Source organism: Streptomyces sp. NPDC040718, from assembly GCF_055593565.1.
The window spans coordinates 1017936-1030162 of sequence record NZ_JBVIXO010000001.1; the positions used below are offsets into that span (position 1 = coordinate 1017936).

The 12227-nt window shown below is 74.3% G+C and carries 14 protein-coding genes; 2 read left to right on the plus strand and 12 right to left on the minus strand.

The annotated features are described in order from the left end of the window. Window positions 1–49: 49 nt before the first annotated feature. Window positions 50–919 carry a polysaccharide deacetylase family protein gene (locus ACZ597_RS04685; RefSeq protein WP_471324875.1) on the minus strand — a complete coding sequence of 290 codons (870 nt, stop codon included), beginning with the start codon at window positions 917–919 and terminating at the stop codon, window positions 50–52. Between the two features lie 14 nt (window positions 920–933). Next, window positions 934–1881 (minus strand): polysaccharide deacetylase family protein, encoded by a 948-nt coding sequence (locus tag ACZ597_RS04690; protein ID WP_471324878.1) that lies wholly within the window; start codon window positions 1879–1881, stop codon window positions 934–936. Between the two features lie 90 nt (window positions 1882–1971). On the opposite strand from ACZ597_RS04690, the gene ACZ597_RS04695 reads away from it, so the two are divergent. Then, window positions 1972–3153, plus strand: a complete 1182-nt coding sequence (locus ACZ597_RS04695; RefSeq protein WP_471324881.1) for a class I SAM-dependent methyltransferase — start codon at window positions 1972–1974, stop codon at window positions 3151–3153. A 147-nt stretch (window positions 3154–3300) separates the two neighbouring features. Here ACZ597_RS04695 and ACZ597_RS04700 read toward each other — a convergent pair whose 3' ends face one another. The 5 genes from ACZ597_RS04700 to tsaB form a co-directional block, all read right to left on the minus strand. Beyond that, the gene (locus ACZ597_RS04700; RefSeq protein WP_471324884.1) at window positions 3301–3945 is read right to left on the minus strand and encodes a hypothetical protein; all 645 of its coding nucleotides are present in this window, start codon (window positions 3943–3945) and stop codon (window positions 3301–3303) included. A gap of 70 nt (window positions 3946–4015) precedes the next feature. Beyond that, window positions 4016–4291, minus strand: coding sequence for a hypothetical protein (locus ACZ597_RS04705; protein ID WP_471324887.1), 276 nt, complete (start codon window positions 4289–4291; stop codon window positions 4016–4018). Then, window positions 4288–5409 (minus strand): tRNA (adenosine(37)-N6)-threonylcarbamoyltransferase complex transferase subunit TsaD, encoded by a 1122-nt coding sequence (gene tsaD, locus ACZ597_RS04710; protein ID WP_471324890.1) that lies wholly within the window; start codon window positions 5407–5409, stop codon window positions 4288–4290. The genes ACZ597_RS04705 and tsaD overlap by 4 nt, the downstream gene beginning before the upstream one ends. After that, the gene (rimI, locus tag ACZ597_RS04715) at window positions 5402–5923 is read right to left on the minus strand and encodes a ribosomal protein S18-alanine N-acetyltransferase (RefSeq protein ID WP_471324893.1); all 522 of its coding nucleotides are present in this window, start codon (window positions 5921–5923) and stop codon (window positions 5402–5404) included. The genes tsaD and rimI overlap by 8 nt, the downstream gene beginning before the upstream one ends. Next, on the minus strand, window positions 5920–6582 hold the full coding sequence (gene tsaB / locus ACZ597_RS04720) for a tRNA (adenosine(37)-N6)-threonylcarbamoyltransferase complex dimerization subunit type 1 TsaB (RefSeq protein ID WP_471324896.1): 663 nt from the start codon (window positions 6580–6582) through the stop codon (window positions 5920–5922). Before tsaB ends, rimI begins: the two co-directional genes overlap by 4 nt. Window positions 6583–6717: 135 nt before the next feature. Between tsaB and ACZ597_RS04725 the strand changes: the two genes are divergently transcribed. After that, complete coding sequence (locus ACZ597_RS04725) at window positions 6718–7275, plus strand: hypothetical protein (protein WP_471324899.1); 558 nt, start codon at window positions 6718–6720, stop codon at window positions 7273–7275. Between the two features lie 109 nt (window positions 7276–7384). Here ACZ597_RS04725 and ACZ597_RS04730 read toward each other — a convergent pair whose 3' ends face one another. The 5 genes from ACZ597_RS04730 to ACZ597_RS04750 form a co-directional block, all read right to left on the minus strand. Beyond that, window positions 7385–7561 carry a hypothetical protein gene (locus tag ACZ597_RS04730; protein ID WP_471324902.1) on the minus strand — a complete coding sequence of 59 codons (177 nt, stop codon included), beginning with the start codon at window positions 7559–7561 and terminating at the stop codon, window positions 7385–7387. A 172-nt stretch (window positions 7562–7733) separates the two neighbouring features. After that, a complete protein-coding gene (gene tsaE, locus ACZ597_RS04735; protein ID WP_471324905.1) occupies window positions 7734–8288 on the minus strand; it encodes a tRNA (adenosine(37)-N6)-threonylcarbamoyltransferase complex ATPase subunit type 1 TsaE in 555 nt (184 codons plus the stop codon). Continuing rightward, complete coding sequence (locus ACZ597_RS04740; RefSeq protein WP_471324908.1) at window positions 8245–9420, minus strand: alpha/beta fold hydrolase; 1176 nt, start codon at window positions 9418–9420, stop codon at window positions 8245–8247. Before ACZ597_RS04740 ends, tsaE begins: the two co-directional genes overlap by 44 nt. Window positions 9421–9447: 27 nt before the next feature. Next, complete coding sequence (gene alr / locus ACZ597_RS04745; RefSeq protein WP_471324911.1) at window positions 9448–10584, minus strand: alanine racemase; 1137 nt, start codon at window positions 10582–10584, stop codon at window positions 9448–9450. A gap of 221 nt (window positions 10585–10805) precedes the next feature. Continuing rightward, window positions 10806–12224: an NAD(P)H-hydrate dehydratase gene (locus ACZ597_RS04750; RefSeq protein ID WP_471324914.1), complete on the minus strand. Its 1419-nt coding sequence runs from the start codon at window positions 12222–12224 to the stop codon at window positions 10806–10808. Window positions 12225–12227 lie beyond the last annotated feature (3 nt).

Here is a 12227-nt window from a genome sequence, read left to right on the forward strand (position 1 = left end):
CACCCCCTTGAGGGGGAGATGGCCCGCCCGCGCGGTGGAGCCGCGCCCCCTAGAGGTAGTCCTCCAGGCGGCCTATCCGGTAGCCCTGGTCCTGTATCCGCTGGAGCATCCGGGCCGTCATCTGGGTCTCCGTGGCGCCCTTGAGCTCCGACGGGCCGCGGAAGTGGGCCAGGATGATGTCGCCCGGCTTGAGGGCGGAGCCCTCCGCGTACTGGAAGTCGTTGATCTGCATCGACGCCCGCCACAGGACCACCGTCGGGGCCCCGCACTCGGCGGCGGCCTTGAGGGTGTCGTCGTTGTAGTTCCCGAACGGCGGGCGGAAGAGCGGGGGCCGCTTGCCGAAGCGCTTCTCCAGGTGGTCCTGCTGCCCGCATATCTCCTTCTTCTGCGCCGCGAAGGGCAGGGTGCGGAGGTTCGGGTGGGTCAGGGTGTGGTTGTTCACCGTGCTGCCGGAGCCGTTGTCGCGGAGCTTCTCGAAGTGGCCGTAGTCCGAGGAGGCGACGTTGTCCGTCAGGAACATGCTGATCGGCAGCTTCAGGTCGGCCGCCATCTTCAGGAACTCGGGGTCCTTCTCCGCACCGTCGTCGAAGGTCAGGAAGACGACCTTCTCCGTCGGCGCGACGGGTATTCGGTCCAGAACGGCCGCCTTGCCCGGGGCGGCCTTGGGGAGTTGGGGCTTCCGGTCCGGCTTGGGGGCGTACTGGACGGGGGTCTTCAGGCCCCACTTCCGGTACGCCTCGTCCCCCGCCGTACCGGCCTGCGCGGAGCTCGCCGCGGGGGCCGGTGCGGACGGGGAGGACGACGGGGCCGCGCTGTCCGGCGCGGTCTTGCGGCCCAGCCGTTCGATGGGATCCACGCTGTTACCGCATCCCGTCAGGGAGAGCGCGAGCGCGCCGGCCGTCAGCGTCCCGGCTACCAACCGGCGCGCGTACCTCACAAGTAGTCCTCCAGGCGGGCCACGGCGTATCCCTTGTCCGTGACGGTCTTCATGACATGACGGATCATGTCAGGCATCGTGCCCTTCCAGTCCTCCCGGCCCCGGAAGTGCGTGAGGATGATGTCACCGGGGTGGAGGTCGCGGTCCCATTCGCGGTAGTCCATCCGGTTCACGAACGCCTCGGCGTTCCACAGCGGAACGGCCTTGATGCCGCAGGACTTGGCTGCCTTCAGCGTGTCCTGGTTGTAGTTGCCGTACGGCGGGCGGAACAGCGAGGGCCGCTTGCCGAACTGCTTCTGGATGGTGTCCTGCTGGCCGCAGATCTCCTCGCGCTGCTGCTCGTACGAGAGGCCGGGCATGTAGCGGTGGTTGAGGGTGTGGTTGTTCAGGGTGACGCCCGCCGCCTGCATCTCCTTGAAGTAGGGGTAGTTCTCGCGCACGAGGTAGTCGCTGAGGAACGCCGTGTAGGGGATCTTCAGCTCGCTCATCATCCTGATGAACTCGGGGTCCTTCTCGGCCCCGTCGTCCACGGTCAGGAAGACGACCTTGTCCTCGGTCGGGATGGTGGTGAAGACCGGGGGCAGTTCGTCCTGGTCCTCGACCTCGAAGCCCTCGCGCGTGGTGATCTCGGGCTTCACCTTCGGCGCGGCCGGGGCCAGGAGCGGCGTCTTGGCCAGCCGCCACTTCTTCGCGGCGGCGATCCGGGCCTGCTGCGCGGCCTTGAGCCTCTCGGCGGAGTTGGCGAGCGCGCCGGCCGCGCCGCCCGCCTCCGCCCCCTGGCCGGGCTTGGCCTTGGCCGGCTTCTCGGGCTCCGTCGCCCCGCACCCCGTGCCCAGGGCGGCGACCAGCAGTGCGGCCAGGGCCACCCCGTACCGGCCGCGCGGGCGTCCCGCGAACCGGTGACCAAACTGCGAATTATTTCCCTTTTGTCGTACAAGCTGCATAGCAGCGGATCTTTCCACCGCGTGGCTCCGCGCCCCGGGCGACACCACGGCCGGACGCCCGCCTTCCACCGGCTGGCCCACAATGAACCGGTGACCCCCGAAGACTTCGCCGCGCTCCTCACCCCCGAGGGCCGCGCCCTCCTCGACTCCCTCCGCGACTACGACCCCGCCCGGGAACTGGCCGTGGCCACCCGGCTGCGCCGCGAGCACCCCGCCGGGCTGGTGTCGGCCGCATTGGGGCAGGCCCGGCTGAGGCAGCGGGCGGTGGCGAAGTTCGGGGCCGAGGACGCCTTCCGGATGTACTTCACCCCCGGCGGCGGGGAGATGGCCACCCGCGCGCCGGTGGCCGCGTACCGGGCGGAACGGCTCGACGGTCTGGGCGTACGGAGCGTCGCGGACCTGTGCTGCGGGATCGGCGGGGACGCGCTGGCGCTCGCCCGGCGCGGGATCCGGGTGCTGGCGGTGGACCTGGACCCGCTGACGGTGGCCGTCGCGCGGGCCAACGCCGAGGCACTGGGGCTGGCGGACCTGATCGAGGTCCGGGAGGCGGACGTGACCGCGGTGGACGTGTCGGCGTACGACGCCGTCTTCATCGACCCCGCGCGACGGGGCGGACGCGGGCGGATCTTCGACCCCGAGTCGTACTCGCCGCCGCTGTCGTGGGCGGTGGACGCGGCGCGTGCGGCGAAGTTCGCCGCCATCAAGATCGCGCCCGGTATCCCGCACGAGGCGGTGCCGGCGGAGGCGGAGGCCGAGTGGATCTCCGACCACGGGGACGTGAAGGAGGCCGTGCTGTGGTTCGGCACCGCCCCCGGCACGGTACGCGCCACCCTGCTCCCGGGGCCCCGCGCGCTGGAGACCGCCGAGCCGCTGCCGGACCCCGAGGCGGGGCCGGTCGGGCGCTGGCTCTACGAGCCCGACGGGGCGGTGATCCGGGCGCACCTCGTCGCGGAGGTGGCCGCGCAGCTGGACGGACGGCTCATCGACCCGACCATCGCGTACGTCACGGCCGACGAGCTGCGGGAGACGCCGTACGCGACGGCGTACGAGATCACGGACGTGTTGCCGTTCGGGCTGAAGAAGCTGAAGGCGCTGCTGCGGGAGCGGGGGGTCGGGATCCTGACGGTGAAGAAGCGGGGGTCCGCGATCGAGCCGGAGGAGCTGCGCAAGAAGGTGAAGCCGTCGGGGCCGAACTCGGCGACGGTCTTCCTGACGCGGGTGGCGGGGGCGCCGGCGATGCTGATCGGGCACCCTTCCCCCGGCCGGGGGTGACGGTGACCCGGTGCCGCGCCGCCGCGCGAGCGGCCCCGGGCTGCGCCCGGGCTGTCCGGTGGCTCCGCCCCCGGGCCCCCGCGCCTCAAACGCCGGCGGGGCTGGATCGTGCCGGCCGGCAGTGGATCGCCCCGCGGGGTGAGCGCCTCAAACGCCGGCGGGGACGGATGTGCCGGCGGGGCTGGTTTTCTGGGTCCAGCGGTAGTACGCCGTGGCTTTGGCCAGGCCCAGGAGGGCGGTGATCCACAGGATCATGCCGAATCCGGTGAAGTACGCCACCTCCCCGTACGTGTCCGTGCCCGGGCGCGCTCCGGACGCCGACGCGAAGGCCAGCCAGAGGCCGAAGCCGCCCAGGGCCAGGGAGGCCGTCAGCCACACCGCGCTGCGGGCCGGAGCGCGCAGGCGGGCGTCGGCCTCGGGGTCGCGGCCCGCCAGGACCCAGGCGCACAGCAGTTGCCGCACCCGCCGCTCCTGCCGGGCGCCCCGCGCGAAGCAGAGCCCGGCGCACAGCAGTACGGCGACTCCCGCCGCGGAGCAGGCGGCGCCGCCGAGCAGGCCGGGTGCGCCGCCCGCCGTGAAGGCCGTCACGGCCAGGCCGACCAGGGTCCAGCCCAGCGCGAAGGCCGCCGCGACGCCCCAGAGCGACAGCAGCCGCCCCAGCCCCAGGCTGCGCCGGCCCAGGTCCGCGAGGAAACGCGCGCGGTCGGCCCGTACGACGCCCTCGTCCAGCCACTCGCGCAGGTGCGCGGGCGGCGGCGGGGGCGGTAGCTCACGGGCGGCGAGTCTCGGCATGGGCATGACCCTAACTGCGGGCCTTCGAGCTTCGCCGCAGCACTCCTCGACCACCGCCCCGACCTGGGCCTCAGCCGGTGCCCGTGGTCTCCAGCGACTCGAAACGCCAGCGGTGCACCGCCCGGGTGATCAGGTCCGCGGCCGGCTCCGGCAGTTCGGGCAGCTCCGCCGCCAGGCCCTCGGGGGCCTCCCACCAGGTGATCACGAGCACCCGGTCCTGCGGGCCGCGCAGCACCTCGCGGCGCACCGGCTCCCGGGCGAGGACCTGCGCCCGGGCCCACTCCAGGAGTTCGTTGCCCCGGCCCTCGACGGCCCGGGCCTCCCACATCAGCGCGACGGTGCTCACGAGTAGAGGTTGTCCTTGCTGAGTTCGTGCACGTGGTCGTGGTCGTGGTCGTGCGAGTGACCGTGGTCGTGCGACGTGCCGGGGACGTGCGGGTCCGTCACCGGCAGCGAGGAGTCCGCCGACAGGTCCCAGTCGGAAGCCGGCCGGTTGCGCTTGACCATCTCCGCACCCAGCGCCGCCACCATCGCACCGTTGTCGGTGCACAGCTTCGGCCGCGGCACCCGCAGGATGATCCCCGCGTCGTCGCAGCGCTCCTGCGCGAGCGAGCGCAGCCGGGAGTTGGCCGCCACGCCGCCGCCGATCATCAGGTGGTCCACGCCCTCGTCCTTGCAGGCGCGGATCGCCTTGCGCGTCAGCACGTCCACCACGGCCTCCTGGAAGGACGCCGCCACGTCGCGCACCGGCACCTCCTCGCCCGCGTTGCGCTTGGCCTCGATCCAGCGGGCCACGGCCGTCTTCAGGCCGGAGAAGGAGAAGTCGTACGCCGCGTCGCGCGGGCCCGTCAGGCCGCGCGGGAAGTTGATCGCCTTCGGGTCGCCCTCCTTCGCCAGCCGGTCGATGACCGGACCGCCGGGGAAGCCGAGCTGGAGCACGCGCGCGATCTTGTCGAAGGCCTCGCCCGCCGCGTCGTCGATGGTCGCGCCCAGCGGCCGTACGTCGCTGGTGATGTCCGGGGCCAGCAGCAGCGAGGAGTGCCCGCCGGAGACCAGCAGCGCCATGGTCGGCTCGGGCAGCGGCCCGTGCTCCAGCTGGTCGACGCAGATGTGGGAGGCGAGGTGGTTCACCCCGTACAGCGGCTTGCCGAGCGCGTACGCGTACGCCTTCGCCGCCGAGACGCCCACCAGCAGCGCCCCCGCGAGGCCGGGGCCGGCCGTGACGGCGATGCCGTCGAGGTCCCGGGCGCTGACCCCGGCTTCCTTCAGGGCTCGCTCGATGGTGGGGACCATCGCCTCCAGGTGGGCGCGGGAGGCCACTTCGGGCACGACGCCGCCGAAGCGGGCGTGCTCGTCGACGCTCGACGCGATCGCGTCGGCCAGCAGGGTGGTACCGCGGACGACGCCGACGCCGGTCTCGTCGCAGGAGGTCTCGATGCCGAGGACGAGCGGTTCGTCAGCCATTGCTCTCACTGCTCTCAGGGTTTTCGGTTCTGGTCTGTGCCGGGTCGGTCAGGCGCATCACGAGCGCGTCCACGTTCCCGGGCTGGTAGTAGCCGCGCCGGAAGCCGATCGGCTCGAAGCCGAACCGCTCGTAGAGCCGCTGGGCCCGGGTGTTGTCCACCCGTACCTCCAGCAGCACCTCGGCGCATTCGAAGGCGGTCGCGGCGCGCAGCAGGTCGGTGAGGAGCCGGGCGCCGAGGCCCGTTCCCCACTGGTCCTTGGCGGCCGCGATGGTCTGTACGTCGCCCAGGTCGCCGGCGGCGGCCAGTCCGGCGTAGCCGACGACGCGGCCGGTGTCCGGCTCTTCGGCGACGACGTAGCGGCGGGTGGCCTGCGGGCCGCGCGCGTGGGCGAGTTCGGACCAGAACATCCCGGCCGACCAGGCGTCGTCGGGGAACAGCTCGTTCTCCAGCTCCAGCACCGGTTCGATGTCCCACCAGCGCATCTCGCGGAGCACTGCGGTCGGGGCCGTCACTGCGGGGTGACCACCTTGTAGTTCTTGGGCACCTGCGCGTCGGGGCGGCGCAGGTAGAGCGGGGTCGGGGGCAGGAACGGCTCCCCCGCCGCGAGGCGTTCGGCGGCCAGGGCGGCCAGCGCCGCGGCCGACTGGTGCAGGGGGCCGCGCGCGTCCGGGAAGACGTCCGGGTACAGCGCGGCGCCCTGGCCGACGGCCGGGAGGCCGGCGACCCGTTCCGCGATGTCGGCCGGGCGGTCGACCGCGGGCTCGCCGACGCGGGTGCGCGGGTCCTCGTAGCGCGCCCAGTAGACCTCCTTGCGCCGCGCGTCGGTGGCGACGGTGAAGGGGCCCTCGATCCCGGCGGCGCCGGCGGCGTACGCGAGGCCGTCGAGGGTGCACAGGCCGTGCACCGGGACGCCGAGGACGGCGGCGAAGGTGGAGGCGGTGACGAGGCCGACGCGGAGCCCTGTGTAGGGACCGGGGCCGACGCCGACGACGATGCCGGTGACGGCTTCGAGCTTGACCCCGGCCTCGGCGAGGACCTGGTCCACGGAGGGCAGCAGGAGCTCCCCGTGGCGGCGGGCGTCGACCTGGTTCGACTCCGCGAGGACGGATTCCCCGTCGTGCAGGGCGACGGTGACGGCGGGCGTGGCGGTATCTACGGCGAGCAAGAGCACGCGAACAGCCTACGACTCCCCGCCCCCAGGGCCTTGCGGCCGGTCGGTGCGGGGCCCGGCTGCTACCTTTCGACCGGGTACACACGCGGGTCGCCCGAGAGTTCGACGGCCCGAGGCGCGGAGAGGTGGAGCAAGGTGGCACGCAGCAGCTCGGGAATCGTGGCCGGGCTCACCGTGGCGGCGCTCGCCGCGATCGGCTTCCTGGGCTACCAGGCCTCCGCGACCGCGCCGGCGGTTCCCCCCAAGGCGGGTCCGCAGGCCCCGGCCGCGCCCCAGGCGCAGGCCCCCGCGAAGCAGGACCCTGCGAAGCCCGCGGCGGTGCCGGCCGACTCCGGGACGGGTACGCGGGTCGTGTACTCGGTGTCCCAGAAGCGGGTGTGGCTGGTCGCCGAGGACGGCAAGGAGCCGCGGACCTTCACGGTGATGCCGAGCACGGTGCACCCGGTGCCGGGCAACTACGCCGTCACCTCGCGCGCGGGCACGGTCACCGGCACGGACGGGGTGCCGATCGAGCACGTCGTGCGGTTCGCCAGCACGGACGGGATCGCGATCGGCTTCAGCGCCCGCGTGGACGGTTCGATGCCGGAGCCGGACACCACGAAGAAGACCGGCGGCATCCGCATGGGGCGCGCGGACGGCGACGCGATCTGGGCCTTCGCGACGATCGGCGCGAAGGTGGTCGTCGTCGCCTGACGGCACTCCCCCGGCGATCCGCCAACGGCGCTCCCCGGGGCGTTCTCCGACCGGTGCCGCTCCCCGCGCCGCGCGTCGGCACTCGGCGTGATTCACCCGAACGTGGGTATCAGGCCGCTTCCGGCTCCGGGGTGGCCCGTTCCGCGTCGGTCTCGGGCGCGGCGCCCGGTTCGGGTTCGGCCTCGGCGCGCGCGGGCGGCGTGGACACCGCCGTGGCGGCCACGCCCGCCGCGAGCAGGGCCCGCATGGACACGACGGGCGCTCGCTCTGCTCCTGCTGCCGACATGGCTGCCTCCTGAGACCCGGGACGCCGTACTTAGGTACACCTAACCAGCGCTCGGTACCATGTCATCACGCGATCCTGCGCCAACGCAATGTTTTCCCGACGAGTTGTCGGTACGTTGTCGGAACAGTGACCGGAACGGTGTGCGGTGTCCGGAACCACGGCGTCCCGCGGGCTACCGGGCCGCCAGCCCCGCCAGCTCCGCGCCGGCCCAGCGGTCGCCGACGCCGCGCAGCGCGACCTCGCGCACGTCGTCCAGGACCTCCTCGTGGCCGACGGCCCGCCCGATCACCACGTGCAGGCGGTCGTCGGAGAGCTCCTCGACCTTGCCGTCGCCCCACTCCACGACGACCACGGACTCGGGCAGCGAGACGTCGAGGTCCAGGTCCTCCATCTCGTCGAGCCCGCCGCCGAGGCGGTACGCGTCCACGTGCACCAGCGGCGGACCGTCGCCCAGCGACGGGTGCACCCGGGCGATCACGAAGGTCGGCGAGGTCACGGCCCCGCGCACGCCCAGGCCCTCGCCCAGCCCGCGGGTCAGGGTGGTCTTGCCGGCGCCGAGTTCGCCGGTCAGCAGGACCAGGTCGCCGGGGCGCAGCAGGCCGGCGATCCTGCGGCCCAGCTCCTGCATGGAGGCGGGCGACTCGACGGTGATCAGGGTTTCTGCGGCGGCCTCGGCCAGGGCCTCAGCGGCCGGGCTGCGCGGCGCTTCCCGCGGTACTTCTTCCATGTCCCCCAACGTTAGCCGCTGCGGGGACGGCTCCGGTGCGCGCCAGCAGGCCGGTCAGCAGGCCGGTCACGATGTCGGGGCGCTCCAGCATCATCAGGTGCCCGGTGTCCTCCAGCACCACCAGCTCGGCGGCCGGGAGCTCCTCCTTGATGGTCACGCTGTGCCCGGCCGGGATGATCATGTCCCGGTCCCCGGCGACGACGGTGACCGGGATGTCCGCGAACCGCTGGAGGGCGGCGCTCTTGTCGTGGGTCTGGAAGGCCGGGTAGAACTCCGCGACCACGTCGATCGGGGTCGCCTCGATCAGCCGCTCGGCGAAGCGCGCCACGCCGGGATCGACGTCCCGGGAGCCGAACGAGTACATCTTGATCATGCCGGCGAAGAGGTCGGCGGTGGCCCGGCGGCCCTTCTCCACCAGCTCGACCTGGGAGCCGAGCGCCTTCAGCACCCCGGGCAGGATGCGGCGCACCGCGCCCCGTCCGACGGACGGCAGCCCGTACGTCACCTCGTCGAGCCGGCCGCTGGAGGTGCCGACCAGGGCCACGCCGAGCACGCGTTCGCGGACCAGCTCGGGGAACTGCTCGGCGAGGGCCATGACGGTCATGCCGCCCATGGAGTGGCCGACGAGGAGGAGCGGGCCCTCGGGCGCGGCGGCGTCGATGACGGCCTTCAGGTCGCGGCCGAGCTGGTCGATGGTCACCGGCTCGCCGTCGGCCTGGGCCAGGCCCCGGGCGCTGCGGCCGTGGCTGCGCTGGTCCCAGTACACGGAGCGGACGACCCCGCGCAGGGCGGCGCGCTGGAAGTGCCAGGAGTCCTGGGAGAGGCAGTAGCCGTGGCAGAAGACGACGGTGGCGCCCTCCGCCGGGTCCTTGCGCCGCAGCCGGCGCTTCTTGCCGTCCGCGGGCGGTTCGTCGACCTCGTAGTAGAGCTCGGTGCCGTCCTCGGCGCGGCAGCCGCCCTCGGTCCCGCGCAGGGAGCCGAAGTCCCCGGCGGCGTCGAGCGCGAGGCGCGCCTTCATCCGGATGCCGCGCCCCACCGTGATCCGTTCGACCGCGACACCGGCCGCGGCGCCCGCCGCCAGCACACCGATGGCGGCGCCTGCCCAGCCGGCCCTGCGCCAGTTCTCGCTCACGACGTCGCCGTCCTCACTCGGCGCGCGTCAGCCGCCGAGGTAGACCCGGGGCACCCTGCCTCCGATACGTGTGACGATCTCATACGCGATCGTATGTGCCGCTTGAGCCCAGTCCTCGGCGGTCGGCTCGCCGCGCTCGGCGTCCCCGAAGATGACCGCCTCGTCGCCGGCTTCGGCGAGGTCCTCGCCGAGGTCCACGACGAACTGGTCCATGGCGATCCGGCCGGCGGCCTGCCGGACCTTGCCGCCCACGAGCACCGGACCGCGGCCGGAGGCGTTGCGCGGGATGCCGTCGGCGTAGCCGGCGGGGACGAGCGCGAGGTGCGTCTCGGACTCGGTGACGTAGTGGTGGCCGTAGCTGACGCCGTGCCCGGCGGGGACCGTCTTGACCAGCGCGAGGGAGGCCTTGAGGGTCATGGCGGGGCGCAGTCCGAGCTGGGCGGGGGTGCCGAGTTCGGGCGAGGGGGAGACGCCGTAGACGGCGATCCCGGTGCGCACGAGGTCGAAGTGGCTCTCGGGGAGGGTGAGCGTCGCGGGCGAGTTGGCGATGTGCCGGACCTCGGGGTCGATGCCCTCCTTCTCCGCGTAGGCCAGCATGTCGCGGAAGGCGTCGAGCTGGAGCCGGATGGAGGGGTGGCCGGGCTCGTCGGCGCAGGCGAAGTGGGACCAGACTCCGGTGACCTGGACGGTGCCCTCGGCCTGCGCGGCGACGGCCGCGCCGACCAGTTCGGCCCAGTCGGCGGGCTGGCACCCGTTGCGGCCGAGGCCGGTGTCGGCCTTGAGCTGGACGCGGGCGGTACGGCCGGCCGCGCGTGCGGCGGCCCGGACCTCTTCCAGGGCCCACATCCCGCTGACGGACACGTCGACGTCGGCCTCGACGGCCTCCCGCCAGGGCCCGCCGGGGGTCCAGAGCCAGCACATGACCCGGCCCTCGATGCCGGCCTCGCGCAGGGCCAGCGCCTCCTCGGGGGTGGCGGTGCCGAGCCACGTGGCACCGGCCTCCTGGGCCGCGCGGGCGCACTGGACGGCACCGTGCCCGTAAGCGTTCGACTTGACGACGGCCATCAGCTCGGCCCGGGGCGCCCGCGCGCGCAGGGCGCGCACGTTCTCCCGTACCGCGTCAAGATCGATCTCGGCGCACACGCGCATCGGTGTCTCGTTCATCGCCCACAGTCTCTCAGAAGCCGTACGGCCCGGTGATCGGGCACGGTTCGCCCGCCTTGCCCCACTCGCCCGCTATCCCCGACTCCGTCACCCTTCAGCCCCGCCGCACCCTCCGGCCCCGCCGGCGTTCGAGGCGCGGGGGTCCGGGGGCGGAACCCCTGGGGAGCGGGCGAAGGGCGGGGCGGGGAGCGAGCCCGCGCAGCGGCCCCGCCCGGCCGGGGTCAGCCGCGCACCGACCGCCACGCCTCCGGCAGCGCGGCCGCCACCTCCTGCGCCACCACCGGCGCGCCCCCGGCGGCCAACCGCCCGGCCAGCCCGTGCAGGTACGCACCCACCGACCCCGCGTCGACCCCCGACAGCCCGCCCGCCAGCAGCGCCCCCGCCAGCCCGGACAGCACGTCCCCGCTCCCCGCGGTCGCCAGCCACGGCGTACCCGTCGGATTCACCCGTACGACCCCGCCCCCACCCCCGCCGGAGGCGACCAGCGTCGTCGACCCCTTCAGCAGCACCGCCGCCCCGTACCGCCCCGCCAGTTCCCGCACCGCGGCCAGCCGCCCCGCCTCCACCGCCTCCCGCGCCACCCCCAGCAGCGCCGCCGCCTCCCCCGCGTGCGGCGTCAGCAGGGTCGCCGCCCGGCGTGAACGCACCACCGCCGGGTCCAGCCCGCGCAGCCCGTCCGCGTCGACCAGCACGGGCACGTCCCGGTCGGCCAGGGCCCGTTCGACCTCGGCGGCCCGCCCGGACCCCAGCCCGGGGCCGACCACCCAGGCCTGCACCCGCCCCCGCCCGACCAGCACCTCCGGGTACCGCACCAGCACGGCGTCCGCGGCCGGGCCCACGTACCGCACCGCGCCCGCACCGCCCCGCAGCGCACCCGCCACGGCGAGCACGGCCGCGCCCGGGTACTGCTCCGAACCGGCGACGACCCCGACCACGCCCCGGCGGTACTTGTCGCTCGACGCCCCCGGCACCGGGAGCAGCCGCGCCACGTCGGCGTTCTGGAGCGCCTCCAGCTCCGCCGGGGCCGGCGGCTCCAGCCCGATGGGGACGAGCCGCAGCGCGCCCGCCCGCGAGGCCCCGGGGTCGATCAGCAGGCCGGGCTTGTACGCGCCGAAGGTGACCGTCACGTCGGCCGACACCGCCGGGCCGGCGACCTCCCCGGTGTCCGCGTCGACCCCGCTCGGCAGGTCCACCGCGACCACGAGCGCCCCCTCCGGGATCCGCTCCGCCAGCGCGGCCGCCGCGGGCCGCAGCCCGCCCCGGCCGCCGATCCCGGTGAGCCCGTCCAGTACGAGGTCCGCCCGCGCGGGGACCGACTCCGCGACCCGTCCCCCGGCGGCCCGGAGCGCGGCCAGCCCGCCCGGGTGGATCCGCTCCGGGTCCATCGGCACCGCCGTCACCGCGGCCCCGCGCCGCGCCAGCCGGGCGCCCGCGTACAGCGCGTCGCCGCCGTTGTCCCCGGGCCCGGCCAGCAGCACGACCCGGGACCCGTAGACCCGGCCGCGGCTCCGCGCCAGCAACTCCGCGCACACGGCGGCCAGTCCGGCCGCCGCCCGGGCCATCAGGGCGCCCTCCGGCAGCCCGGCCATCAGCTCGCGCTCGGCGGCCCGTACGGTCTCCACGCTGTAGGCAGTACGCATGGA